This is a genomic window from Sodalis sp. RH24, assembly GCF_047324145.1.
GTDB lineage: Bacteria > Pseudomonadota > Gammaproteobacteria > Enterobacterales > Enterobacteriaceae > Acerihabitans.
On record NZ_CP178729.1, the window covers coordinates 1,710,775 to 1,734,823 of the forward strand.

The window sequence follows — 24,049 nt, forward strand, 5'->3', positions numbered from 1 at the left end:
TCCACTCTGCGCCCGTTAAAGGCGAGAAATCGTGGAATTTTTAAATTTGCCTGATCAACCATACACGCAGCAATGGCGTAAGACGTAGTGATTAATCAGGCAGTTAGCGGGCTGCGGATTGCAGCTTGGCCGGCAAAAGGAATTCGTTCTGGCGACCGTTATCAGACGCTATTCCCGCTGTAAATGCGCTGTCTTTCTCTCTGAAAACAGGCTACCGAAACAATGCGCCCCTCTGCGAGCGACAACCGTGAGGTTGACGGCTCGCGACAAGTCACGGGGCCGTCGGTTATCGCCCGGTCATGCGTTTTTTTGCCCGCAGCTCTGATGCCAATGCATAAAAAAGAGTAAGTTAAGATGAAGAGAATGTTAATTAACGCGACTCAGCAAGAGGAGTTGCGCGTTGCTCTGGTAGATGGCCAAAAGCTGTATGATCTGGATATTGAAAGCCCGGGTCATGAACAGAAAAAAGCTAATATTTACAAGGGTAAAATCACCCGAATTGAGCCGAGTCTTGAAGCGGCGTTTGTCGATTACGGCGCCGAGCGACACGGATTTCTTCCCCTGAAAGAAATTGCCCGCGAGTATTTTCCCGCGCAATACGCCTCCCACGGCCGCCCCAATATCAAGGACGTGCTGCGTGAAGGGCAGGAAGTCATTGTCCAGGTTGATAAGGAAGAACGCGGCAATAAAGGCGCCGCGCTCACCACCTTTATCAGCCTGGCCGGCAGTTATCTGGTGCTGATGCCGAACAATCCCCGCGCCGGCGGCATCTCCCGTCGTATCGAGGGTGACGATCGCACTGAGCTGAAGGAAGCGCTGTCGTCGCTGGAACTCCCCGACGGCATGGGCCTTATCGTCCGTACCGCCGGCGTGGGTAAATCCGCCGATGCGCTGCAGTGGGATCTGGCGTTTCGCATCAAGCATTGGGAAGCGATTAAAAAAGCCGCCGAAGGACGTCCCGCGCCCTTCCTGATTCATCAGGAAAGCAACGTCATCGTGCGCGCCTTCCGCGACTATCTGCGTCCGGATATCGGCGAAATCCTGATCGACAATCCCAAGGTGCTCGAAAAAGCGAAAGAACATATCGCCTCCCTCGGCCGCCCCGACTTCAGCAGCAAAATTAAATTGTACAGCGGCGAAATTCCGCTGTTCAGCCATTACCAGATTGAATCGCAAATCGAATCCGCCTTCCAGCGCGAAGTGCGCCTGCCGTCCGGCGGTTCCATCGTTATCGACACCACCGAAGCGCTGACCGCCATCGATATCAACTCCGCCCGCTCCACCCGCGGGGGCGATATCGAGGAAACCGCCTTTAACACCAACCTGGAAGCCGCCGACGAAATAGCCCGTCAATTACGCCTGCGCGACCTGGGCGGCCTTATCGTTATCGACTTTATCGATATGACCCCCGTGCGTCACCAGCGCGAGGTGGAAAATTGCCTGCGTGAATCAGTGCGCCAGGATCGCGCGCGCATCCAGATCGGCCGCATCTCGCGTTTTGGTTTGCTGGAACTCTCGCGCCAGCGCCTGAGCCCGTCGTTGGGTGAATCCAGCCACCATGTCTGCCCGCGTTGCGGCGGTACCGGCACCATTCGTGATAACGAGTCGCTGTCGCTGTCCATCCTGCGCCTTATCGAAGAAGAGGCGCTGAAAGAGAATACCCACGAGGTGCATGCCATCGTGCCGGTGCAGATTGCCTCGTATCTGCTCAATGAAAAGCGTGATTCGGTCAACGCCATCGAGCGCCGCCAGGGCGGCGTGCGGGCGATTATCGTGCCGCACGATCAAATGCAAACCCCGCATTACGCGGTGCTGCGCGTGCGCAAGGGCGAAGAAGCGCCAACCTTGAGCTATCTGTTGCCGCAACTGCACGAAGCGGAAATGGCCCAGCCGTCCGAAGAACCGGCGGCCGAGCGTAAGCTGCCTGAACAACCCGCGCTGGCTGCTTTCGTTATGCCGGATTCGCCGCCGATGTCGCCTGAGCCGGTGATTGAGGAACCCGCGCCGGTAGCCCGGGAAACCAGCGTCAAGGCCGTCGCCAAGCCCGAAAAATCCGCTGAGCCGGCTTCCGCCGGGTTATTCAGCCGCGCGGTAAACCGCCTGAAAAGCTGGTTTAGCGATCCTGAGGAAGATACCTCGGTAAAAACCGCCGAACCGGTCCTGCCGAAGGAAGAGACCCCTGCCGTAGCCGAACCCGCCGAGGCGCCGCGTCGCCAGCAGCAGGATCGCCGCGGCCAGCGCCGCCAGAATGTCCGCCGCGATCGTAACGGCGAGCGTGGCGGCGAGCGTGAGCAGCGCGCGCCGCAGGAAGGACGCCAGCCGCGTGAAGCGCGTGAGCCCCGTGAACCGCGCGAACGCCGCGAACCCCGTGACGATGCGCGTAGTAAAGGCAAACGCCAGAACGCGCCGGTCGAGACCGAGATGCTTGACGCCGTGATAGCCGAGAAGCCGCAGACCGAGGAGGAGCAGACGCAACGCCGCGAACCGCGCGCCGATCGTCCGCGCCGTCGCCAGGAAGACAAGCGCCAGCCGCAGGAAGCCAAACCCCTGCCGGTTGAGGTTGAGGCCGAGCCCGAGATGATCGAGCCCGAAGCCGTAGCCCTGGCCGAACCGGTGAACGATGACGATAAACCGACGCCAATCGTTCCGCGCCGCCAGCGTCGCAATCTGTCCCAGAAAGTGCGGGTCACCGATGACGCGGCCGACGTTACGCAGGTCGCCGCCGCGGGCGAAAGCGTCCGCGAAGACACCGGCTCGCAGCCGGATATCAGGTTCCAGGCCGGCAGCGCGCCGACCCCTGACATCATGTTCCAAACCGAGGACGCTCCGGCGCCCGAAGGGCTGGACAACAGCGCGCAGGAAGGCCGCAACGGCAACGAAGCGGGCCTGCCCCGCCGTTCGCGTCGCTCCCCGCGCCATTTGCGGGTCAGCGGCCAGCGTCGCCGCCGTTATCGTGACGAGCGTTATCTTGGGCAATCGCCGATGCCGCTCAGCGGCGCGGTGGCCTCTCCCGAGATGGCGTCCGGCAAGGTCTGGATCAGCTATCCCATCACGCCTGTCGAACGTTTTGAACAAAACCCGTCGACGGTGACGGAACTGCCGGAACCTGTCGCGACGACCGCGGTAAACGTCATGCCGCTGCCTGAACCGACCACGGCGGGGGCGGAAAACACCGCGCCGTCACAGGTCGCCGATGCTACCGGCAGCCAGGGCGGCGGCAACGAGCACACCCGTGACCGCGACGTGGCCAGCGCCCTCGACAGCATTGTCGACAGCAGCACCGTCGCCGGGCCGGCAGGCGTCGCCACCACCGACGCCCTGGCGCCGCAGGAATTGCCCGCGGCGACCCTGGTTCCGCTTGAGCCGACCCCGGCCCAACTGGCGGCGGCCGATGAGGTACCCGATGTCATCCAGGCGCAAGATCGCGGCGTGGCGCAGGACACCCTGGCCGCAGCCCAACCGGCCGCGTCCGTGGCGGATACCGACGCCGCGTCGTTTGCCACGCTGGCCCCGGATCTGACGGAACAGGAACAGCCGGCAAGCGTAACGCCGCCGGCTGTCGCGAGCCAACCGGCCGTTGTCCTGCTTTCCGATGATATCATTGCCGCCTTGCAGGTATCGCGTCTGTCGCCGCCACGCCAAGTAGCGGAAGCCGCGCCGCTGGTCAGCGCCCCGGTGGCACCGCACGCTACCGTCGCCGATACGCAACCGGCCCTGGCATCCCCGGCGGCGGACGCCGCCGGGGCGCAATCGGCCCACGCAGCGCCGACGCCGGTTGCCGACGGGCAACCGCAACCGGCCCCCGCTATCCCGAACGGACAGCAGGAAGTCCAGCCAGAAGACGACAAGGCGCAGCCCATTCTTAAACAGCATGTCAGCGCCCCCATGACCAAGGCCCCTGCGCCCGTTTACAGCCCGGCCCCCGAGCCTGTGAAGCAGTGGCAGCGTCCGGAGTACCGGTTCGAGGGACGCGGTTCGGCGGGCGGCCACGCGGCCGCAAATCAGGCCGCCGCCCCGGCGACCCGGCCAACGCCGAAGGACGACGACTGATATTGCCATCCAAACCCGCTGCGGCGGGTTTTTTTATAATGCAACTTCCGCCCGATATGCTTATTCTAATACCCCGCCGTTAATCTGATATTGACCCGTTTGTCCGTACTCAATAGCCGGAGCCTTATTCATGACCGCACAGCCGACAGAACTCCATATCCGCCGTCCCGACGACTGGCATCTGCATTTACGCGACGACGATATGCTGCGTACCGTATTGCCTTATACCAGCCGCGTCTTTGGCCGGGCTATCGTGATGCCGAACCTGACGCCGCCGATTACGTCCATAGAACAGGCCGTTGCGTATCGCGGGCGGATACTGGCGGCATTGCCCGCCGGCCACCGTTTCCAGCCTCTGATGACCTGCTACCTTACCGATACGCTGGATAAAACGCAGTTAGTGACGGGATTCCAGCAAGGCGTTTTCAGCGCCGCGAAATTATATCCGGCCAACGCCACCACCAATTCCAGCCACGGCGTGACCAGTGTCCCCGGCATTTACCCCCTGCTCGGCGCCATGGAAGAAATCGGCATGCCGTTGCTGATCCACGGCGAGGTCACGGCGCCTGAGATTGATATCTTCGATCGCGAGGCGTGTTTTATCGATCGGATCCTGGAACCGGTACGCCGGCGCTTTCCGGCGCTGAAAATTGTCCTGGAACATATCACTACCCGCGAAGCGGCGCAGTATGTACTGGCCGCGGACAGCCATCTGGCCGCCACCATCACCCCGCAGCACCTGATGTTCAACCGCAATCATATGTTGGTGGGCGGAGTACGGCCGCATCTCTACTGCCTGCCGATCCTGAAACGCAATACGCATCAGGAAGCGCTGCGCGCCGCCGTTGCCGGGGGCTGCGATCGACTGTTCCTGGGCACCGATTCGGCTCCGCACAGCCGCGACCGCAAAGAGTGCGACTGCGGCTGCGCCGGCGTGTTTAATGCGCCTAACGTTCTCGCCGCTTATGCCACGGTATTTGAGGAAATCGGCGCCTTGGCGCACTTTGAAGCGTTCTGTTCGCTGAACGGCCCACGCTTTTATGGGCTGCCGCCGAACGATGATTTCATTACCCTGCGTCGGCATACCCATCTGCAGCCGGACAGTATTCCGCTGGGCGACGACGTCCTGGTGCCGTTTCTGGCCGGACAGGCGCTGCACTGGTGGGTGGAAGCCTGATGGACGCAAGTCGATGCCGATGGGCTTTATCAGTATCCGCTGTAAAATAAAAGCCTGTTGGCGCTTGCACTGGCGACGGCGACACTGTATAAATAAACAGGCGTTGATACTATGAGAAAAAATATGCGTATCGAAATTACTCTTGCTAAAGCGACACCGCTTCCCGCAGGCGCGCTTGAGGCATTGACCAAGGAATTTACGGCCCGGATTGATAAACAGTTTACTGATTCCCATGTCCAGGTGCGCTATGCGGGCGCCAACGGCATCAGCGTTATGGGAGGCAGTAAAGAAGACAAGGCGCTGATCACCGATATCCTGCAAGAAACGTGGGAAAGCGCCGACGATTGGTTTGACTCTCAATAATAAGAAGTTTGTACTGTCGCTTCGCCGGGATTCATTCCCGGCTTTTTTATGCCAAAAATTCTGTTAAACGAGGCTTTTAGCGAATTTTTGCGCTTCCCCTATTGGCAAATGCGTTTTTCTGGGCTGTAATCACCCCAAGCAGCGCATTGTGCACAAACCGTCCCGGGGAGAATGCCTATATGATTGCCAATAAACCTGAAGAAGCAATGACGTTCGGCGAACTGCTGGCATTAATTGGCGAGCAGCAGCGCAGGCTTAATGTACTGGAGATCGCGTTTTCTTACCTGTCATTCAGCCTGGATGAAAAAGCCAATCAGTTACTCATCCACAACCTGATGCTGGAATCCCAAAACCAAAACCGCGATGCGATCATGCAAAAATATTTCGCCCAGCTGGCCGAAGAGCTGGCCAAACGCATCGGCCCGGTAATTCCGCCCGCCGCCGTCTAATTCCATCCACACGCCCACCCCGCCCACGGTAGCCAATACGTCGTGGCCTCGCGCTATTTCTGATGACGCGTTTAACGAAATAGTACAAAAGTTAAAAAAAATCGTTCAATTAGCAAAAAAAGTGACAAACAAGGGTATACTTAAATTGCTCGCTAAAATGGAGCCGCACTGAGCCTCAAAGACACTCTTTGTTTTATTAAACGAGTCAGAAAAAGGGGTATTTATGGACAGAAAAAACGAGATAATCCATACCCATCCATTGGTCGGCTGGGACATCAGCACCGTAGACGCCTACAATGCCATGATGATCCGCCTGCATTACATCAATTCCCCCAGCCAGGCCACCGAAGATGCGGAAGTGGACAGAACCCTATGGCTGACCACAGATGTCGCGAAGCAATTGATTTCGATCCTTGAAGCGGGCATCGCCAAAATTGAAGCAACGGAATATCACGATATTGATCACCGAAAACATTAATCTCGACCACTACCCCTCAGGCACCCGCTGCTTTGCACCGGGTGTTTTTTTTATTATGCTGGGGCCATGTTTCCGCCAGATGACAATGCCCTCCTAATTCCAGATTTTTCCCCGTATCCTCGACCTGAGGGTTTGAGCGGGGCCCAGCAGGAAAAATGAGCATGGTATACGATCTGATTATTATCGGCAGCGGTTCCGTGGGTTCCGCGGCAGGGTTTTACGCTACCGAAGCCGGCCTCAATGTGTTGATGATTGACGCCGCGTTCCCCCCCCACCGCGGCGGCAGCCATCATGGCGATACACGCATTATCCGCCATGCCTATGGCGAAGGGAAAAAATACGTTCCCCTGGCGCTGCGGGCGCAAACGCTCTGGGAAGAGCTCTCGGCGCGGGGCGGCACGCCGGTGTTTCACCGCAGCGGCGTACTTAATCTGGGACCGCGCCAGGCGGAGTTTATCAAACGGGCCATCGACAGCGCCCACGCCTATAAACTGCCGTGCGAAATACTCAATGCCGGCCAGGTTGTCGCCCGCTGGCCGGCGTTCAGCCTGCCGGATGATTATCTTGGGGTCTTTGAACCCCAGGCGGGTTATCTCAAGTCGGAGCTGGCTGTGGCCACTTATATCCGCCTGGCCGAGCAGGCCGGCTGCGCCCAGCTGTTTAACTGCGGCGTTACCGATATCAGCCATGGCGCCATGACCTTCGACATCACCACGGTGGAAGGCAGCCACTACCAGGCGCATAAGCTGCTGGTCTCGGCCGGCACGTGGGTGAAAACCCTGCTGCCGTCGCTGCCGGTGCAACCGGTGCGTAAGGTGTTTTCCTGGCATCAGGCCGACGGGCGCTTCAGCGAGGACAATCATTTCCCGGCGTTTACCGCCCTGACGCCGGACGGCAGTCAATATTATGGCTTCCCGGCCATCAAAAACGAACTCAAGGTGGGTAAACACGACGGCGGGCAGATGATCGACGAGCCGGGACAGCGCACGCCTTTCGGCAGCCATGCGGCGGACGGCAATGAAACCTTTGGTTTTCTACGCTATTTCTTGCCGGGGGTCGGCGTTTGCCTGAGCGGCGAAGCCTGTACCTACGATCTCTCGCCGGATGAGGATTTTATTATCGATACCCTGCCCGGCAACGACGACCTGCTGATCATCAGCGGCCTGAGCGGCCACGGCTTTAAATTCGCCAGCGTGCTGGGCGAAATCGCCGCCGGGTTTGCCGCCGGACGCGAGAGCGGCTTTGACCTTTCACCCTTCCGGCTGCGGCGCTTCGGATAAGGCTTACCCGCCGCTGGCGGGCAGCCCGTGCCTTGCGCCGCGTGCGGCTTTAACGGCCGCCGTTTTCCTCAGGCCGATCCTCGGGCCGGGTCAACGATAAACGCTGCCGCGATTTATTAAAGATTTTCATCCCGTTCTCGCGGCCCGCACGCCGCGCCCGCTGTTCTTCCGGCGGCAGCGCCAGTTCGTCGCGGCAGATGGGGCTGCAGCAGCCTTGATAACGTTGCGCGCAGTCCGGGCATTGGATAAACAACAGATGGCACCCCTGGTTCCTGCAGTTAACATGGGTATCGCAGGGCGCCCCGCACTGGTGGCAATGGGCGATGACATCAGGCGTAATACGCTCGCCAAGGCGCTCGTCGAAGACAAAATTCTTGCCGGTGAATTTCAGCGGCAAGCCCTGCTCCCTGGCCCGCCGGGCGTACTCGATGATGCCGCCCTCCACATGATAGACATTGGCAAAACCATGATGCCGCATATAGGCGCTGGCTTTTTCGCAACGAATGCCGCCGGTGCAATACATGACGATATTTTTGTCTTTGTCCTTTGCCAGCATCTCTACCGCCCTCGGCAACTGCTCACGGAAAGTATCCGAGGGGATCTCGATGGCGTCCTGGAAATGGCCGACCTCATATTCATAGTGGTTGCGCATATCGACAAATACCGTTTCGGGATCGCCGGCCATGGCGTTGACCTGCTCGGCATTCAGGTAATGGCCGACATTGGATGGGTCAAAGGTCGGATCGCTGATGCCGTCGGCAACGATGCGTTCCCGAACCTTCATGCGCAGCACCCAGAAGGATTTGCCGTCATCATCCAGGGCAATATTCAGCCGCAGCCCGTCCAGCGACGCATCGGCGGCATACAGGGCGGTTTTAAAGGCGGAAAAGCGATTTTGCGGCACGCTGACCTGGGCATTTATCCCTTCAGCGGCGATATAGACGCGGCCAAACACGCGCAACCCCGTCATGACTTGATACAAATCATCACGGAAGGCCCGCGGGTCGGCAATACGAAAATATTTGTAAAAAGAGAGAGTAACGCGCGGCTCGGTTTCGGCCAGCATCAGCGCCCTGAGCTCGTCGTTCGATACGCGGTTATGTAACACTGGCATGGTGTACTTTCCTGTCGCTGGGGAAAAAAAGCATTTATCGTTGGTTTAAAAGCACATTAACTTGCTAACGTTACATAATACCATGGTTATGACATAACAAATCGCCATTATAGCGAACATTGTTAATCAAATGTTTATTAGGGTTACTATATAGAGGCAATGCAATGAGCCAGCTTTTCTCCCGCTATGACATCGGCCGGCTTACCCTGGCCAACCGCATCGTTATTGCGCCGATGTGTCAATATTCCGCCGATGAAGGCAAGGCAACCTCCTGGCATCAGATTCACCTGGGGCACCTGGCGCTGTCCGGCGCGTCCCTGCTGATCGTGGAAGCCACCGCCGTCGCGCCCGCGGGGCGCATATCACCGCGGGATCTCGGCCTCTGGGACGACGGTACCGAACAGGCGCTGGCGGACGTGGTAAAAACCGTCAGGCAGCATTCGTCCATCGCGCTGGGGATACAACTGGCTCATGCCGGGCGTAAGGCGTCGACCCGGGTCCCCTGGGAAGGCGGGGACAATATCCATCCCGACGCGGGTGGCTGGCAAACCTTGGCGCCATCCGCCCTTTCGTTCGCCGCGTCCGACTTTCCACCGCGGGCCATGACCGGCGATGACATCGAGGCGCTGAAAGCCGATTTTGTCGCGGCGGCCCTGCGCGCGCAGCGCATCGGCTTTGACCTGATTGAGCTACATGCGGCCCATGGCTATCTGTTGCATCAATTTCTCTCGCCGCTCGCCAACCGGCGTACCGATCAATACGGCGGCAGCCTGGAGAACCGGCTGCGCCTGACGCTGGAAGTATTCCAGGCGGTACGCGCGGCGGTAGCCGCCGATATCCCGGTGGGCGTGCGTATTTCCGGCTCCGACTGGGTGGACGGCGGATGGGATATCCAGCAATCCATTGCGTTGGCCAGGGCGCTGCAAGACCTGGGCTGCGACTACATCCACGTCTCAAGCGGCGGATTGTCGCCGCAGCAGAAAATCCCGGTCGGTCCCGGCTACCAGATTCCCTTTGCCCGGCAGATTAAAGAAGCCACCGGCATGAATACTATCGCGGTCGGGCTTATCACCGAACCCGAGCAGGCGGAAGCCATTGTCGCCACCGGCGAGGCGGATATGATTGCCCTGGCGCGCGCCGTACTTTACGATCCCCGCTGGCCCTGGCATGCGGCGGCGAAACTCGGCGCCAAGGTCCACGGCCCCAAACAGTACTGGCGCAGCGAGCCGCATTATGTGAAGGATTTATTTCTCAAGGAATAACCCGGCGGCACAGCGCCGTATGCCCGGCGCAACATGTGCTCACTTGAGAAAATTTAACTTTGTTTGCCGGGCTGTTTATTTCCCCTTTTTGAAAAAGATGCCAGAATAAAATGTAGTATGGCGGAAATATCGTCTTTGGCCGGTAATTCCGCTTTTTACACCTAAGATGCCGAGATCCCATGACACATATTCCAACTTTTAACCGTTCTTTGCTGCATCCCCGTTATTGGATAACCTGGGTTGGCATCGGCCTGTTATACCTGGTGGTATTGTTGCCCTATCCGCTGCTTTATCGTCTCGGCACCAGCCTGGGGCGCCTGTCGATGCATTTTCTCAAGCGCCGCGTCCATATCGCCAGACGCAACCTCGAGCTCTGCTTCCCCCATCTTTCAGGTACGGAAAGAGAAGCGCTGCTCATCAAAAATTTTGAATCCGTCGGGATGGGCCTGATTGAAACCGGCATGGGGTGGTTTTGGCCCGACTGGCGCGTCAAGCGCTTATTTCACGTGTCCGGGTTGGAAAATATCGATCTGGCCCGCCAGCATAACAAAGGGGTACTGCTAATCGGCCTGCATTTTTTGTCCCTGGAGCTGGGCGCGCGCATCTTCGGCATTTACAATCCCGGCATCGGCGTCTATCGCCCCAACAACAACAAGCTGATTGATTGGCTGCAAACCTGGGGGCGCATGCGCTCCAATAAATCAATGCTGGACCGCTCGGATGTCAAGGGCATGATCCGCGCCCTGAAAAACGGCGAAATTATCTGGTACGCGCCGGATCATGACTACGGCCCGAAAAGCAGCGTCTTCGCGCCGCTGTTTGCCATTGAGCAAGCGGCGACCACGTCGGGCACCCATGTGCTGGTCAAACTCGCCAAACCGGCGGTTATCCCTTTTGTGCCGCGGCGTTTACCGAACGGCCGGGGCTATGAGCTGCTTATCCTGCCTGATGAGGACGCCCTGCCCGTTGACAGCGACGTGGCCACGGCGACCCACATGAATAAGGTGCTGGAGCAGGCCATCCTGCTGGCGCCCGAGCAGTATATGTGGCTCCACCGCCGCTTCAAGACCCGGCCGCCGGGCCAGCCGTCGCTATACTGACGGCGAAGCGGCGGCGCTGTCCGGACACCCGTTTTACCCGCGGGCGTTGCGGCTGCCAAGGACGCCGGGCGCGGCGTTTTGCCCCCGCCGGATGGTGCAAAACATGCCCCGCAAATTGCCCCATGCCCCGTTTGAGCGCATACTTTCACGCTACTGCTCAATTCCCGGCGAGAACGCCTTCGTGCCCTGTCAACGTATCTGACCGCCGTTATCTTTGTTATTAGGATGTTATGACGCCGGTACCGGAACCCATCAACTGGAAACGTAATCTGTATATTGCCTGGCTCGGCTGTTTTCTCACCGGCGCCGCCTTTAGCCTGATCATGCCTTTTTTACCGCTCTATGTTGAAATGCTCGGCGTAACCGATGCCCGGGAACTCAATATCTGGTCGGGGGCGGTATTCAGCATTACTTTTCTGTTTTCGGCCATCGCGTCCCCGTTCTGGGGCGCGCTGGCGGACCGGAGGGGACGTAAGCTGATGTTGCTGCGTTCGGCGCTGGGCATGTCGATCGTGATGGTGCTGATGGGCATGGCGCAGAATGTGTGGCAATTTTTGATCCTGCGGGCGCTGCTGGGCCTGTTGGGGGGATTTGTGCCCAACGCCAACGCTCTTATCGCCACCCAGGTGCCGCGCAATAAAAGCGGGTGGGCGCTGGGCACGCTCTCCACCGGCGCCGTCAGCGGCGCGCTGATTGGCCCGCTGATAGGCGGCCTGCTGGCGGACCATTACGGCCTGCGGCTGATATTTTTTATCACTGCGCTGGTCTTGTTTATCTGCTTTATCACCACGCTTATCTATGTGCAGGAGCGCTTCACGCCGGTGCTGAAAAAGGACATGCTTACCGCCCGGCAGGTGTTTGCTTCGCTGAAAAAACCCCGCCTGGTGCTGAGCCTGTTTGTCACTACCATGATTATCCAGGTGGCCACGGGTTCCATCGCGCCCATCCTGACGCTGTATGTCCGCGAACTGGCGGGCAATATCCAGAACCTGGCGTTTATCAGCGGACTGATTGCGGCGGTACCTGGCGTGGCGGCCCTTATCAGCGCACCGAGACTGGGACGCTTGGGTGATAAAATCGGTCCGGAGCGGATATTGATCGCCATGCTGGGGCTTTCCATCGTACTGCTGATCCCGATGGCATTCGTGCAGTCTCCCCTGCAATTGGGAATACTGCGTTTTTTGCTCGGCGCCACCGACGGCGCCCTGCTGCCCGCGGTACAGACCCTGCTTATCTATAACTGCACCAATCAGGTCGCCGGCCGGATATTCAGCTATAACCAATCTTTCCGCGATGTGGGCAACGTCAGCGGCCCGCTGATCGGCGCCGTCGTCTCCGCCAGCTACGGCTACCGCGCGGTATTTTGCGTAACCGCGCTGGTGGTGTTGTTTAACGTGGCCTATTCATGGTGGAGTTTGCAATACGGCCCGTCCCGCATACGCATACCCGGTGAATAACGCCGGCGCTTAGCCGGCTGACGCCGGCGGCGTATCCGCGGCCGGATGAGGCCCCTTGTCCATAGGATGTTCGGGTACGCGCTCCACCGAAACCCGCACCCGATAATGGCCGCCGTTGGCCGCCGGTAAAATGCCGTTAAGCTTTTGCAGGGTGTCGGCCGGGTTATCGGTTTGCACCGCCGCGCAGAACAGTTCCCCGCCGCGGCAGAAGCCCGGCTCATGCGGCGGCAGCCGGCCCGGGGGCTGGAATAGCATCGGCACCGGATAACCCGCGCCCGGTCCTTCCTGGTGCATGGCGGCGGCAGGCCCCTGGTCCGGCGCCGCGGGCGCGGCCAGGACGGAAAAACTCAGCGCGGCGACAGTGCAGGCCAGAGCGGGCAGCGCGGCGCTTAACAATGATTTACGGCTAGCAGACATGCTTTTTACTCCTTAGGACGATTCCAGCCTTTACTGTAGCGCGTGCCGGTCCGCCGCAAAGCCTTTCCCGCCCGTTTTTGCCAAACCTTTACCTAACCTTCACATTTCATGCAGTGTCTTACACCCCGTAATGCCTCCATTACGCGAACCGTTGCGTGTCGCCGTAGCGTTTTCCCCGTCGTTGACCCGCTAGCAAAGATTGATATCCATTCCGACTTGAAAGTTTCCAGACTGCGACAACAATTACTGTTAGGCCCGAACAGGGCGAGGCGACAGTCAGACCACACCGACGATCACAGGAGAGCCATAATGAGCATGTACGCAACTCTGGAAGAAGCCATCGATATGGCGCGGGAAGAGTTTATCGAATCTTCCCGTGAAAACAGCAATGACGATGAAGACCCTGCGGTACATCAGTTCAGCCTGCAAAAATATATCATGCGGGACGGCGAGATTATGTGGGAAGCTGAATTTATGGCCGATGAAAACGAGGCCGCCGAGGCCCTGCCGTTTCGCATCGGTGAAGCCGCCCAGGCGATTTTCGACGGTGATTTCGACGAAGCGGAGCTGCGCGCCGAATGGCAGGAAGAAAACACGCTGCACGAATGGGACGAAGGTGAGTATCAGTATGAGCCGTCATTGGACACCGAGGAGGGACAAACCGCCGCGGACGAGTGGGAGGAACGTTAAACCCACGGCCAAGCCCGCGGGGAAAATCCATCGGCGGCGCGGCGTCTAGCGATAGGGGCCGTGCCGCATATCCACCGGCAGCAATATCGTGTCCACCACCATCGACAGCGGCAAATCGATGATGGTGATATATTTCCAGGGCGTATCGCGCAAATCCCACTGCACGCCGGGGTAATATTGATGGCCGTGGCCTTGCCCCGGAAACGTGCGGCTGATGATGCTGCCGCAACCGGTCAGCAGGAACAGGACTAGCGTTAACAGCAAAATCCTACCCATAGCGAAGTGTCATCCCTGTAGAGCCGTTAGCGGGCGGCGGGTGTTATACCGGCCGGTGAGGCTCGGCACGGCCGGATCGCTGTTTATCCACCGTATAGGATAGGGTCGCCAGCAGGCACAGGCAGTAGCCGAACAGTTCGCTACCCTCCTCCACGGCATTTTTTATCGCACGCAGGTAATTCTCATCCAGCAACGAGCGCCAAAGCTCGCCGATGCCCATCAGGCGCGAGAATACCAGCACATTCAGCAGGCCGGCGCAAACCAGGCCATAACTGGGATGTCCGAAATATCCCGCCAGTCCGCGCAGCGCGCGTTTAGCATCCGCGGCGGCAAAGGCCAGGCAAACCAGCGCAATCGCCGTGGCCACCCAAAACCACGAACCGTGGCGGATGGCATCAAAGGCGAAATCCATTTCACGCACCAGCATACAGGCAAAGAACCCCGCCACCAGCAGGCTGCTGGCGCGTAACGCCGGATTGCGCATCAGCCACAGGTGCAGGGCGACGATGGCCGCCAGCACCAATTCCTGGGCGACTTCGGTCAGGGAGGACTCCTTGACGATATCATGCAGGAAGTGGAGATCGATAAACAAAAATGACGTAAACGCCGCTACCACCGCCGCATATAAGACAAAGGAGCCCATTTTTTTGAGTATAAACAACATGTCGTATTGCATCAGGCGCCCCGTTATTCCGCAAAGGCCAAAATTTTAGCGGCGAGCGGCGCCTTCCGAGTAGCAAATAATGCTAACGCCGTCTTATTTTTGCCCGATGAAACCGCCGGTTACCGTAACAGGCGTCATCGCCGTTATCAGGACAAAAAAAAACCGCCCATCAGGGCGGCTTAAGTATAGGACGGGAAGACGTTAACTTTTCTTCCAGGCCAGCCAGGTTTCCGGCCGCGACCATACGCGCAAATGCAGACGCGACAGGACCACCGGATCGCTTATCACGGCCAGGCGCTGCGGACCACTCATGGCGTCGGGACCGCTTTGCAGGGCCAGTTGCACATGCTCGTCACGCACGCGCTCGATAGCCTGGCTGATACCGTGCCGCGCAGTGGCCATTCCCACCGCCAGGGCATTGTAAGCCGGATCGACCACCGCATGGCGGAAACCGTCGGCCAGCGCCCGCGCCTGGTTGCGCCGCAAATAGGTTTCGGTATCGACCAGTTCCTTCGGCGGCGAGTATTCCTCGGGGATCAGGAACAGGCTGACGCGCTGTGAGGCCAGGCCGAGATTGGCCCGGCTGGAGAATACCGACACCCAAGGCGACAGGATCAGCGAAAACACGATGGGCGACAGCCACCAGAGAAAACGCAAATCCAGCCAGGCCATGCCGCTGGCCCATACCAGCCCTAACAACATCTGAGGACCGTGGCGTACAAAGGATTCGCTCCAGGGCGTGGCGTCATCGTCACGCTGCGGGGAGTTCCACTGTACCGACCAGCCCAGGAAGGCGCTGACCACGAATACGGTATGGAACAGCATGCGCACCGGGGCCAGCAGCACGGAGAACAGCATTTCCAGCAGCATCGAGCAAAACAGGATAGCCGCCCCGCCATACTCCTTGGCGCCCTTGGCGATGATTAAAATAACGCTGAGCAGCTTGGGCAAAAACAACAGCACCATGGTGGTGGAGAACAACGCCACCGCCAGTTCAGGCCGCCATTGCGGCCACACCGGGAACAGCTGGCGCGGCTGGAGAAAATACTGCGGCTCCATCAGGGTATGCACCACCTGCAGCGCGGTGGACAGCGCCAGGAACATAAACCACAGCGGCGCCGATAAATAGGACATGACGCCGGTCAGGAATACAGCCCGGTGAACCGGATGCATGCCCTTCACCAGGAACAACCGGAAATTCATCAGGTTCCCCTGGCACCAGCGCCGATCCCGCTTAAGTTCATCCAGCAGATTGGGCGGCAGTTCCTCGTAGCTGCCGGGCAGATCATAAGCTATCCAGACCCCCCAGCCGGCACGCCGCATCAGCGCTGCCTCGACAAAGTCGTGCGACAGTATCGAGCCGGCAAAGGAGCCTTCACCCGGCAGCGGCGCCAGGGCGCAATGCTTGATAAAAGGCTCGACGCGGATAATGGCGTTATGCCCCCAATAATGGGACTCGCCCAATTGCCAGTAATGCAGCCCGGCGGTAAACAGCGGACCGTAGACCCGGGTGGCGAACTGCTGGCAGCGCGCGTACAGCGTGTCCATGCCGGACGCCTTCGGCGCGCTTTGGATAATGCCGGCGTTCGGATTGGCTTCCATCAGCCGCACCAGGTTGGTCAGGCAACCGCCGCTCATAACGCTATCGGCATCCAGGATCACCATATAGCTGTATTGCTTGCCCCAGCGGCGGCAGAAGTCGTCAATGTTGCCGCTTTTACGTTTTACCCGGCGGCGGCGGCGGCGGTAGAATATGCGGCCGAATCCGCCGGTTTCCTGGCAGAGTTCCATCCATGCTTTTTGCTCGGCGATGCAAATGTCGGCGTTATAGCTATCGCTCAGGATATAAACGTCGAAATGCTCAATCTGTCCGGTCGCTTCTACGGATTCGTAGGTGGCGCGCAGACCGGCGAACACACGCTCCACGTCCTCGTTACAGATGGGCATGATAAGCGCGGTACGGTGCTTGGGATTGAGCGGTTCGTCGCCGGTGGTGCTGGCGGAAATACTGTATTTGTCATGGCCGATCAGCAACTGCAGAAACCCCATAAGGGCGGTCCAGAAACCGGCCGAAACCCAGCAGAATAATATCGCGAACAAGATCAGGATGCCGCTTTGCAGGATATACGGCAGCAGTTGCAACAGCGATCGCAGCCAGTCCTGGTTCAGCATATCCATCGGATCGATCAGCGCCCAGCCCTGATAAGGAAGAATAGTCTTCATATACCATGTGGCGATGGCGGTCTGGAACAGCGTCAGCGCCAGCAGGATATAACGGCGTATCGTCCCTACCCGGCGCCAGTTGCCTTCTTCGCGGGCCGCTTCCTGCTTGTGGCGCGGCGCACGTGTGTGGCCGCGCATCGCGTCCCAATAGCGCACGATGGGGTTGGTCAGCCAGGGTTCGGGAAACATCGGCGTGCGGGTAATGGTGGGCATGGCCTTGATGGCGGTGCGCCCCTGGCTATCCTCCACCACTACATCGTCGCGGCTGGCGGCGTCCGGCCAGGCCATTTTCAGCCTGGACTTTACCGAGTACAGCGCCGCGTTGTCTTCATCTGCGGGAAGGTCGATACCGGGGGCGGAACCCCCGAGATCAACATGCAGGGATGCGAGGGAATGACTGCCATCCGGCGGCACCTGTGCGCGCAAAGTGCCTTTTTGCTCGGCAGAAAGGGGCAAAGCCTCGATATAATCGAGGCCGGGTTCAGTTAAATTATTCATTGGCAGGTAGCAAGTAGCTCCAGGTTTCGGTCAATGTCTTATCGCCGTTCACCAATGCGGCGCGCATCTCGGTGGGTTGTTTTTCATCTTTCACGCGCAGGCGCAGTGTCAGACGCCAGCCGTGCGTCACTGAATTATAGCGGACATTGTTTTCGACCACTTCGGCATTATCGCCCACGCTGATTTGCGAGGCCACCGGGGTATTGTCTGGCAGATCCCGCAATGGCTGCCCGACAAAATCCACCTGGAACGCGGTGGTGCCGTCCGGCTGGCGAATCAGGTTGGACTGCTTGACATCCCCGGCGGAACGCAGGGTTTGTTTCACATAGGCGAACTCGGGAGTGTGGATTTTATCCTCATCGCGGGAAAAGTGCATCCGGTAGGCGATATCAAAGGGTTTGCCGACTTCCGGCAATTTTTCCGGGGTCCAGAATGCCACGATATTGTCGTTGGTTTCATCGGCGGTGGGAATCTCCACCAGTTCAACGTGCCCTTTGCCCCAGTCACCGTGCGGTTCAATCCAGCCGCTGGGACGCAGATCATACCGATCGTCCAGATCCTCATATTCTGAGAAAGAACGGCCGCGCTGCAATAAACCGAATCCGCGCGGGTTTTCCACCTGGAAAGTGCTGACGGACAAATGCTTGGGATTATTCAGCGGGCGCCAGATCCATTCGCCGTTACCGGCATGGATGGACAACCCGTTGGAATCGTGCAGCGCCGGACGATAGTTCATGGTCGGCGAAGGCTGGTTAGGTCCAAATAAAAACATGCTGGTCAGCGGCGCCAGGCCCAGCTTGCCCACTTTATCACGCAGGAAAACCCTGGCCTGCACATCGACGCTGGTATCGCGTCCCGGATAGATGACAAACCGGTAAGCGCCGGTGGCGCGCGGTGAATCCAGCAGGGCGTAAAGCACCAGGTGTTTATCGTTCGCCTGCGGCCGTTCAATCCAGAACTCACGGAAACGCGGGAACTCCTCGCCCGAAGGCAACGCGGTATCAATGGCCAGGCCGCGGGCGGATAACCCATAGACCTGCCCTTTGCCGATAACGCGGAAATAGCTGGCGCCCAGCATGCTGGCGATTTCATCGCTCTTGTCGGCCTTATTGACCGGGTAGAGGATCTTAAACCCGGCGAAACCCAGGTTCTTCACCAGTTCGGGATCATGATTCACCGAACCAAAGGTAAACAGGTCCGGAGTATATTTAATCTCGGTGACTGCGGAGGACGTCACTTCGTTGATTTTTACCGGCGTGTCGAAATACATCCCCTGATGGTAAAACTCCAGTTTGAACGGGGTCTGCTGATCGTGCCAGTATGACTTTTCATGATTGAATTGAATCTGCTGGTAATCAGCAAATTTCATTTCACGGAATTGAGAAGGCAAATTGCTTTTAGGCGCCTCATAACCTTTACCAGCCAGTTCCTGCGCTTGTTTAGCCACATCGTCAATAGTAAATGCCCATGAAGGCAAAGCGTATAACGACAACAACACCGTTGCTCCCAGCAAACGGAGACTCGCTTTGGGTAACTTGACGAAAAATTTATTATTTGGCACATCCCCCCCTATGCGTGTGCTCTTAATCATTCAAAGCAATTTTAATTGATAAATCACTTCTCGGACAGCACGGTACAGCGATCGTTCCTCACCTTTCCCTTACCGGGTCAGCGTTTGATCAATAGGCTATAAAGCAAGCTCATCTACCGGTAAAAGATAGTCTAAAACAGCACATTCCAACAATCGGTACCGCCCGCTGATTTTACCTGACCCACCAGCGGGGGGTTAATCATTTTTGACATAAACGCAAAGTTATTAAAAAAAGAGGACCTTAAAGCCGCTGAATGCCCCTTAACCGGGGAAAAGGCGCGGGCGGCCTTTCCCACCGACCGCGCCCTGGCGGCAAATTATTTTATTTCACCGGTTTTATAGGAAAAATCTTATTACATTGTATTAGCCATATTGGCCGCTTTCCGGCTGCCGATTATAATAGCCAATCGACCGGCAAATGATAAAGCGCGCGAATAAGCCAGCGCTCCACTATATTGGTGGCCGGTTCCCGCCGGTGAATCACCTCGCGCTCCTCTTGATATTCGCGCCAATACATTTTTCCCTGTTCATCCAGGCAAACCTGGTACGCATTCTGGCGCAGGGTGCCGATAAACAAGCGGTGTATGGTTTCGGCCAGCTCTTCGCTGCCGATAACAAAGCCCATTTCGGTATTGAGCATGGCGGAGCGGGGATCAAAATTAAATGAACCGACAAAAACCTCCCGGCTGTCGACGCTAAACGTCTTGGCATGCAGGCTGGAGCCGGATTTACCGGTCAGGCCGCGGTCCCGCGGCTGGTGCTGTTCCGAACTGTTGCGTTTCAGTTCATACAGCTCGATGCCATGGGTCAGCAACGCCCTGCGCCATTTGGCATAACCGGCATGCACAATCGCCACGTCGTTGGCGTTAAGGGAATTGGTCAGAACCGCAATTTTCACCCCTTTGGCGGCGAGGGCGGCCAACTGCTCCACCCCGGCCCTGGTGGGCACAAAATAGGGTGAAATAATATCCAGGCGTTGTTCCGGTTCATCAATAACGCTTTTTATCCGGCTGGTGAGCAGGCCATGATCGGCAACCTGCCCCAGGGCTTTGGCCGGGTCGTCGCTGAGCAGCCGCGTCCTGGCCCAGATAAAAGGCAGGCTGCCGGCCTGCAGCTGGACAAAAAAATCCGCCCTCTCCAGTCGTTTGACATAACGTTCGGCGTGGGGATTTAAACTGATCTGTCCCATCATGCTGCTGATGCTGTTCTTGCCGCCCAGGCGGGAAGAGCGTACCGCGCGCGCCACAGGGCAAACCGAAGGGCAATCCCAATAGCGCTGGAAATCGCGTCCCACCTGCTCCACCACCGGCCCTATCGCAAGCACGTCGAGATCGGTAAACAACTGTTCGCCGCCGGCGCTGAAATAGGCATCGCCCACGTTGCGGCCGCCGATGATCGTGGCCTGGTTATCAACGGTAAAACTTTTATTATGCATGCGCCGGTTCAGGCGCGAAAAATCGGTCAGGTAGGAAAACGCCCGCACCGTGCGGGTCTGGAAGGCGTTGAACAGACGGACCTCGATATTCGGATGCTGGTCGAGGGCCAGCAAAATCTGGTCCAGGCCGCGGGTATTGTTATCGTCAAGCAGCAACCGTACCTTGACGCCGCGATCCGCCGCGCGCTGCACCACGCTATACATCAGCATGCCGGACATGTCCTTGTTCCAGATATAATATTGCAGATCCAGGGTCTGCTCGGCCAAATCGGCAAGCTTCATGCGCGCGGCAAAAGCATCCAGGCCGTCCGACAGCGGATAGATGCCGGATTGTTCGGGGTGGACGTGCGTCAGACGCGAAATGGCTTGGCCGATACGCGCGTTAAGTCGCTGCATAAAAAAAGCCCGAAGAAAAAGAAGAGGCCATAATACTCCATGTAGGTATAAAGGAAGACATTTCATCATAGCCGCGCCCCGGACAATTGCCCGCCCGGATGATAATGATGGTGGTTGTGCGCCCGCTAAGTTTGTAATGAGGATCGCAAAGTAGGCGATAGCCAGAACCTTATTGATCGTAACCTGTCTACTTTAAATGATATGTCGTACGGCCTCGGTAGGTAAAGGCTGTCATGGAAAGGGGGGAAGTCCGATGCAAGATCAAATCACGCATGAAATACCACCCATGTATAAACCGTCGCTGTTCCAAAGCTTTTTGCAGGGGGGCTTTGACTGCTCGACCGAGGTGCGCGGTGACGGGCGCCGCCTGGACCTGATTCTCTCCAGTGGCCATGAGATGCTGGCCGCGAAGGACTACGCGCAGCTGGCGGAACAGAACCTCACCACCGTGCGCGACGGCCTGCGCTGGCATTTGATCGAAGCGGTTCCCGGCCAATACGACTGGTCGAGCTTTTTGCCGATGCTGCATGCCGCGCAGGTGAACCATGTCCAGGTGATATGGGATCTGTGCCATTTCGGCTGGCCGGACCATGTCGATGTATGGCAACCCGACTTTGTCGAGCGCTTCGCGCGTTTTGCCGGCGCGGTGGCCGCGCGGGTGCGCGACGAAGGTATCGCGGCGCCCTGTTATACGCCGATAAACGCCATTTCTTTCCTCGCCTGGGCCGGCGGCGACATGGCGCATATTCAGCCCATGGCCGCCAATAAAGGCAAGGCGTTGAAAATACAGTTGGTCAAGGCGACCCTGGCCGCCATTGACGCCATTCGCGCGGTGGACCCATCGGCGCGCTTCCTCCAGCCTGAGCCTGTGGTGCATATCAACGCGCCCGAGGGCATGCCCGAGCAGGAATTGGATGCGGAAACGCTGCGGCTGGCCCAGTTTGACGTCTGGGATATGCTCAGCGGCAAACTGCGGCCGGAGCTTGGCGGCGGCCCTGGCTACCTGGATATTCTGGGCGTTAATTACCGCCCCGGTAACCAATGGTTCCACCAGGGCGGGGCCATCGATTTCGAAGACAGCCACTACCGGCCTTTCGCCACCATCCTGCGGGAAATCTCCCAGCGCTATCAGCGGCCGCTGCTTATCGCCGAAACAGGCGCGCAAAGCGATATGCGCGTACCCTGGATGCGCTATATCTTCGAGCAAACCGTCCTGGCCATGAAAAACGACGTGGCGGTGGAAGGGATTTGTATTTATCCGGTGGCGGACTACCGTAGCTGGAGCGGCGAGAAGCATCAGCCGTTCGGGTTGCTGGGCATGCAGGATGTCAACGGCTGCCGTTCGCTCTATGAACCCCTGGCGCTGGAAATTCGCAGCCAGCAGATACGCCTGAAAGGCCTGCTTGAAGATAGCCTGCCTGATGAGCGGGCCATGCCGGCCTGATGCAGGGGCGAACACGCATGCCGGCACGGCGCGTGGCCGGATAACCGGCTGGGCGCCCTTGCCGGCCGCCCCTTCCCGCCGGCAAGGGGCGGATTAGAGCGAAGATTCCGCCCGTGCGTTAGCGTTATAACAGGCGCCGGCATCCACCGCGGGGGGGTTATGCCTTACGTCATAAAAATAGGCGATGCCGAATAATACCGACACCACGATTAAGACCGATATTAACAACCCGATAATGGCGATCAGTTTGGTATCATCCAGACTGCTGTTTTCCATGTCTGTTCCCTCCATTTGCCGCTGCGGACTTAAATAATCCACAGCGTCACTACCATGACAAAGCTGATAAGCGTACCCGCTGCTATGGCCAGTACCGCAATCGCGAACTGAGCGTCACCCAGCGTTTCCCGATACGCCCTGTCGCGCTGAACAAAACGGCTCTTTTTCACACGGGTTTTTTATTCTACAGAATATTAACAAGAAGACCTGCCGGGGTAACCTGGCGGCAAACCGCTTATAAAATAAGCGAATCATTGATGCGATGCAAGGGACAACGTCCGCAGCGCCGCGTGAATTATCCGCGGGGCCGCGCCGGGTTGCGGCGCCGCGGACAGGCTGATGTCAGCAAACCCCGAAGTCGCCGTCTTCCTTATACAACGATAGCTCTTCCGGTTTGAACTGTTTCGCGTTCTCCACGCCGGAATCCATCATGCCGCAGAATACGATGCCGTTTTCTACCTTAACCACGCTCATTGCCGGTCCGCCTTTAATCGGCTGGACCACATCGCCGGTTTCAAAAGCCATATCACTCCTCCTCGCCCGTGGGCGGTTATCGGCCGGGCCGGGGATGGGCCAGGCCGGCTGCCTGTCCTTCCAGCGTACAAGCCATGATGGCATACGTCAAAGGCCCAAAGGGTAAAAGAAATTGAAGAGACACAAGCTCAACGCGAACGCCTTGCCCATATGGGTTAAAACCGCTGTTGCGCCTTACACATGCCTTATATTGGGAATGGCACGCTATAGTACTTTTTAAAATGAATTTTTTTTGCCGTGAATTTTTGATGACAAGTTGATAAATTAGCCCGATACTTAACGCCTATTCACTATTATCCGGTGATGCGGCGGGCCAGTAGCCTACCGCATAACGCAGCGATAACTGACCCTGACGACGCCATGATCCAGAAAAATAAATACTCAACCGATTTTGCCAATGCCAAGCTTGATAAACAGGGCATGGCGCTGCATTCCGGCTGGATTGTCGCGTACTGCGCCCATCCGGTGACGCGGGAATATCTTTGCGCCACCGTGGAACATCTCTGCGCCGGGGCGCGACTGCCCGCCTTTAGCTATCAGGACAAACCGGTATTGCCCGCAGCCAATATGGCGCTGGTCAGATCGCTGGACGGTAAGCGTTGGGAGGCGGTGGCCGATTTACGCGGCCAGACCGCTTATCGCATTAGCGACGGAGTGACGATCCGCATTGATTTCCTGACCGCGCTGCCGCCGTCAATGACGCTGCTGGCGCCGTTAAATAGCACCGATCGCTGGGATGGCGATAAATGGATCGATTCCAGCCTGCTAATGCCGCACCTGCCCAAGATCGTCAGTCGTCCTCCGTTACTGCTGAAATAGCGTTTCCCCCGGCGTCCGGCTCATGGCGAACCGCGCCGGAGAACCGGCGGCCCCGG

Annotated in this window: 22 protein-coding genes; 12 read left to right on the forward strand and 10 right to left on the reverse strand. The window is 58.1% G+C overall.

Translation table 11 applies throughout. The features are described 5' to 3' along the window. Positions 1-354: 354 nt before the first annotated feature. From rne to solA, 6 genes are all read left to right on the forward strand, one after another. The gene (gene rne / locus ACL2XG_RS07825) at positions 355-4,050 is read left to right on the forward strand and encodes a ribonuclease E (RefSeq protein WP_413722427.1); all 3,696 of its coding nucleotides are present in this window, start codon (positions 355-357) and stop codon (positions 4,048-4,050) included. A gap of 130 nt (positions 4,051-4,180) precedes the next feature. Further along, positions 4,181-5,227 (forward strand): dihydroorotase, encoded by a 1,047-nt coding sequence (pyrC, locus tag ACL2XG_RS07830; protein WP_413722426.1) that lies wholly within the window; start codon positions 4,181-4,183, stop codon positions 5,225-5,227. A 123-nt stretch (positions 5,228-5,350) separates the two neighbouring features. Beyond that, positions 5,351-5,590: a DNA damage-inducible protein I gene (gene dinI / locus ACL2XG_RS07835; protein ID WP_410016581.1), complete on the forward strand. Its 240-nt coding sequence runs from the start codon at positions 5,351-5,353 to the stop codon at positions 5,588-5,590. A 179-nt stretch (positions 5,591-5,769) separates the two neighbouring features. After that, positions 5,770-6,039: a hypothetical protein gene (locus tag ACL2XG_RS07840; protein WP_410015762.1), complete on the forward strand. Its 270-nt coding sequence runs from the start codon at positions 5,770-5,772 to the stop codon at positions 6,037-6,039. A 223-nt stretch (positions 6,040-6,262) separates the two neighbouring features. Further along, complete coding sequence (bssS, locus tag ACL2XG_RS07845; RefSeq protein WP_410015763.1) at positions 6,263-6,517, forward strand: biofilm formation regulator BssS; 255 nt, start codon at positions 6,263-6,265, stop codon at positions 6,515-6,517. Positions 6,518-6,678: 161 nt separating this feature from the next. Continuing rightward, positions 6,679-7,797: an N-methyl-L-tryptophan oxidase gene (gene solA, locus ACL2XG_RS07850; protein WP_410016582.1), complete on the forward strand. Its 1,119-nt coding sequence runs from the start codon at positions 6,679-6,681 to the stop codon at positions 7,795-7,797. 49 nt (positions 7,798-7,846) lie between these two features. Here solA and ACL2XG_RS07855 read toward each other — a convergent pair whose 3' ends face one another. Beyond that, complete coding sequence (locus ACL2XG_RS07855; protein ID WP_410015764.1) at positions 7,847-8,911, reverse strand: rhodanese-related sulfurtransferase; 1,065 nt, start codon at positions 8,909-8,911, stop codon at positions 7,847-7,849. Positions 8,912-9,075: 164 nt separating this feature from the next. On the opposite strand from ACL2XG_RS07855, the gene ACL2XG_RS07860 reads away from it, so the two are divergent. The 3 genes from ACL2XG_RS07860 to mdtG all read left to right on the forward strand — a co-directional run bounded on the left by ACL2XG_RS07860 (position 9,076) and on the right by mdtG (position 12,730). Then, a complete protein-coding gene (locus ACL2XG_RS07860) occupies positions 9,076-10,173 on the forward strand; it encodes an NADH:flavin oxidoreductase/NADH oxidase (RefSeq protein ID WP_413722425.1) in 1,098 nt (365 codons plus the stop codon). A 179-nt stretch (positions 10,174-10,352) separates the two neighbouring features. Beyond that, on the forward strand, positions 10,353-11,273 hold the full coding sequence (locus ACL2XG_RS07865) for a Kdo(2)-lipid IV(A) acyltransferase (RefSeq protein WP_410015766.1): 921 nt from the start codon (positions 10,353-10,355) through the stop codon (positions 11,271-11,273). Between the two features lie 230 nt (positions 11,274-11,503). Beyond that, positions 11,504-12,730, forward strand: coding sequence for a multidrug efflux MFS transporter MdtG (gene mdtG / locus ACL2XG_RS07870; RefSeq protein ID WP_410015767.1), 1,227 nt, complete (start codon positions 11,504-11,506; stop codon positions 12,728-12,730). A 9-nt stretch (positions 12,731-12,739) separates the two neighbouring features. On the opposite strand, the gene ACL2XG_RS07875 is transcribed toward mdtG, so the two are convergent. Continuing rightward, entirely contained in the window at positions 12,740-13,147 is a 408-nt protein-coding gene (locus tag ACL2XG_RS07875; protein WP_413722424.1) for a hypothetical protein, read from the reverse strand. Positions 13,148-13,456: 309 nt separating this feature from the next. Between ACL2XG_RS07875 and ACL2XG_RS07880 the strand changes: the two genes are divergently transcribed. Then, the gene (locus ACL2XG_RS07880; RefSeq protein WP_410015769.1) at positions 13,457-13,837 is read left to right on the forward strand and encodes a MysB family protein; all 381 of its coding nucleotides are present in this window, start codon (positions 13,457-13,459) and stop codon (positions 13,835-13,837) included. Between the two features lie 45 nt (positions 13,838-13,882). Here the strand turns inward: ACL2XG_RS07880 and ACL2XG_RS07885 are convergent, their stop codons facing one another. The 5 genes from ACL2XG_RS07885 to ACL2XG_RS07905 form a co-directional block, all read right to left on the reverse strand. Continuing rightward, positions 13,883-14,113, reverse strand: a complete 231-nt coding sequence (locus tag ACL2XG_RS07885; RefSeq protein WP_410015770.1) for a YceK/YidQ family lipoprotein — start codon at positions 14,111-14,113, stop codon at positions 13,883-13,885. Positions 14,114-14,156: 43 nt separating this feature from the next. After that, complete coding sequence (locus ACL2XG_RS07890) at positions 14,157-14,789, reverse strand: hypothetical protein (protein ID WP_410015771.1); 633 nt, start codon at positions 14,787-14,789, stop codon at positions 14,157-14,159. A 189-nt stretch (positions 14,790-14,978) separates the two neighbouring features. After that, complete coding sequence (mdoH, locus tag ACL2XG_RS07895) at positions 14,979-17,498, reverse strand: glucans biosynthesis glucosyltransferase MdoH (RefSeq protein WP_410015772.1); 2,520 nt, start codon at positions 17,496-17,498, stop codon at positions 14,979-14,981. Continuing rightward, positions 17,491-19,059 carry a glucan biosynthesis protein G gene (locus ACL2XG_RS07900; RefSeq protein WP_410015773.1) on the reverse strand — a complete coding sequence of 523 codons (1,569 nt, stop codon included), beginning with the start codon at positions 19,057-19,059 and terminating at the stop codon, positions 17,491-17,493. Before ACL2XG_RS07900 ends, mdoH begins: the two co-directional genes overlap by 8 nt. Before the next feature lie 424 nt (positions 19,060-19,483). Further along, on the reverse strand, positions 19,484-20,920 hold the full coding sequence (locus ACL2XG_RS07905; protein WP_413722423.1) for a phospholipase D family protein: 1,437 nt from the start codon (positions 20,918-20,920) through the stop codon (positions 19,484-19,486). A gap of 253 nt (positions 20,921-21,173) precedes the next feature. Between ACL2XG_RS07905 and ACL2XG_RS07910 the strand changes: the two genes are divergently transcribed. After that, positions 21,174-22,364: a beta-glucosidase gene (locus ACL2XG_RS07910; RefSeq protein ID WP_413722422.1), complete on the forward strand. Its 1,191-nt coding sequence runs from the start codon at positions 21,174-21,176 to the stop codon at positions 22,362-22,364. Between the two features lie 93 nt (positions 22,365-22,457). Here the strand turns inward: ACL2XG_RS07910 and ACL2XG_RS07915 are convergent, their stop codons facing one another. From ACL2XG_RS07915 to ACL2XG_RS07925, 3 genes are all read right to left on the reverse strand, one after another. Then, entirely contained in the window at positions 22,458-22,640 is a 183-nt protein-coding gene (locus ACL2XG_RS07915; protein ID WP_410015776.1) for a hypothetical protein, read from the reverse strand. Positions 22,641-22,669: 29 nt separating this feature from the next. Further along, positions 22,670-22,810 carry a hypothetical protein gene (locus ACL2XG_RS07920; protein ID WP_410015777.1) on the reverse strand — a complete coding sequence of 47 codons (141 nt, stop codon included), beginning with the start codon at positions 22,808-22,810 and terminating at the stop codon, positions 22,670-22,672. Positions 22,811-22,982: 172 nt separating this feature from the next. Next, entirely contained in the window at positions 22,983-23,165 is a 183-nt protein-coding gene (locus ACL2XG_RS07925; RefSeq protein ID WP_410015778.1) for a DUF2158 domain-containing protein, read from the reverse strand. 369 nt (positions 23,166-23,534) lie between these two features. On the opposite strand from ACL2XG_RS07925, the gene ACL2XG_RS07930 reads away from it, so the two are divergent. Continuing rightward, a complete protein-coding gene (locus ACL2XG_RS07930; protein WP_410015779.1) occupies positions 23,535-23,993 on the forward strand; it encodes a tail fiber assembly protein in 459 nt (152 codons plus the stop codon). Positions 23,994-24,049 lie beyond the last annotated feature (56 nt).

Coding starts and splice junctions, on each gene's coding strand:
- dinI (WP_410016581.1), top strand. CDS start 5,351: ATGCGTATCGAAATTACTCTTGCTAAAGCGACACCGCTTCCCGCAGGC.
- bssS (WP_410015763.1), top strand. CDS start 6,263: ATGGACAGAAAAAACGAGATAATCCATACCCATCCATTGGTCGGCTGG.
- ACL2XG_RS07855 (WP_410015764.1), bottom strand. CDS start 8,911: ATGCCAGTGTTACATAACCGCGTATCGAACGACGAGCTCAGGGCGCTG.
- solA (WP_410016582.1), top strand. CDS start 6,679: ATGGTATACGATCTGATTATTATCGGCAGCGGTTCCGTGGGTTCCGCG.
- ACL2XG_RS07865 (WP_410015766.1), top strand. CDS start 10,353: ATGACACATATTCCAACTTTTAACCGTTCTTTGCTGCATCCCCGTTAT.
- pyrC (WP_413722426.1), top strand. CDS start 4,181: ATGACCGCACAGCCGACAGAACTCCATATCCGCCGTCCCGACGACTGG.
- ACL2XG_RS07875 (WP_413722424.1), bottom strand. CDS start 13,147: ATGTCTGCTAGCCGTAAATCATTGTTAAGCGCCGCGCTGCCCGCTCTG.
- ACL2XG_RS07840 (WP_410015762.1), top strand. CDS start 5,770: ATGATTGCCAATAAACCTGAAGAAGCAATGACGTTCGGCGAACTGCTG.
- mdoH (WP_410015772.1), bottom strand. CDS start 17,498: ATGAATAATTTAACTGAACCCGGCCTCGATTATATCGAGGCTTTGCCC.
- ACL2XG_RS07930 (WP_410015779.1), top strand. CDS start 23,535: ATGATCCAGAAAAATAAATACTCAACCGATTTTGCCAATGCCAAGCTT.
- ACL2XG_RS07885 (WP_410015770.1), bottom strand. CDS start 14,113: ATGGGTAGGATTTTGCTGTTAACGCTAGTCCTGTTCCTGCTGACCGGT.
- ACL2XG_RS07910 (WP_413722422.1), top strand. CDS start 21,174: ATGCAAGATCAAATCACGCATGAAATACCACCCATGTATAAACCGTCG.
- rne (WP_413722427.1), top strand. CDS start 355: ATGAAGAGAATGTTAATTAACGCGACTCAGCAAGAGGAGTTGCGCGTT.
- ACL2XG_RS07915 (WP_410015776.1), bottom strand. CDS start 22,640: ATGGAAAACAGCAGTCTGGATGATACCAAACTGATCGCCATTATCGGG.
- mdtG (WP_410015767.1), top strand. CDS start 11,504: ATGACGCCGGTACCGGAACCCATCAACTGGAAACGTAATCTGTATATT.
- ACL2XG_RS07905 (WP_413722423.1), bottom strand. CDS start 20,920: ATGCAGCGACTTAACGCGCGTATCGGCCAAGCCATTTCGCGTCTGACG.
- ACL2XG_RS07860 (WP_413722425.1), top strand. CDS start 9,076: ATGAGCCAGCTTTTCTCCCGCTATGACATCGGCCGGCTTACCCTGGCC.
- ACL2XG_RS07925 (WP_410015778.1), bottom strand. CDS start 23,165: ATGGCTTTTGAAACCGGCGATGTGGTCCAGCCGATTAAAGGCGGACCG.
- ACL2XG_RS07880 (WP_410015769.1), top strand. CDS start 13,457: ATGAGCATGTACGCAACTCTGGAAGAAGCCATCGATATGGCGCGGGAA.
- ACL2XG_RS07890 (WP_410015771.1), bottom strand. CDS start 14,789: ATGCAATACGACATGTTGTTTATACTCAAAAAAATGGGCTCCTTTGTC.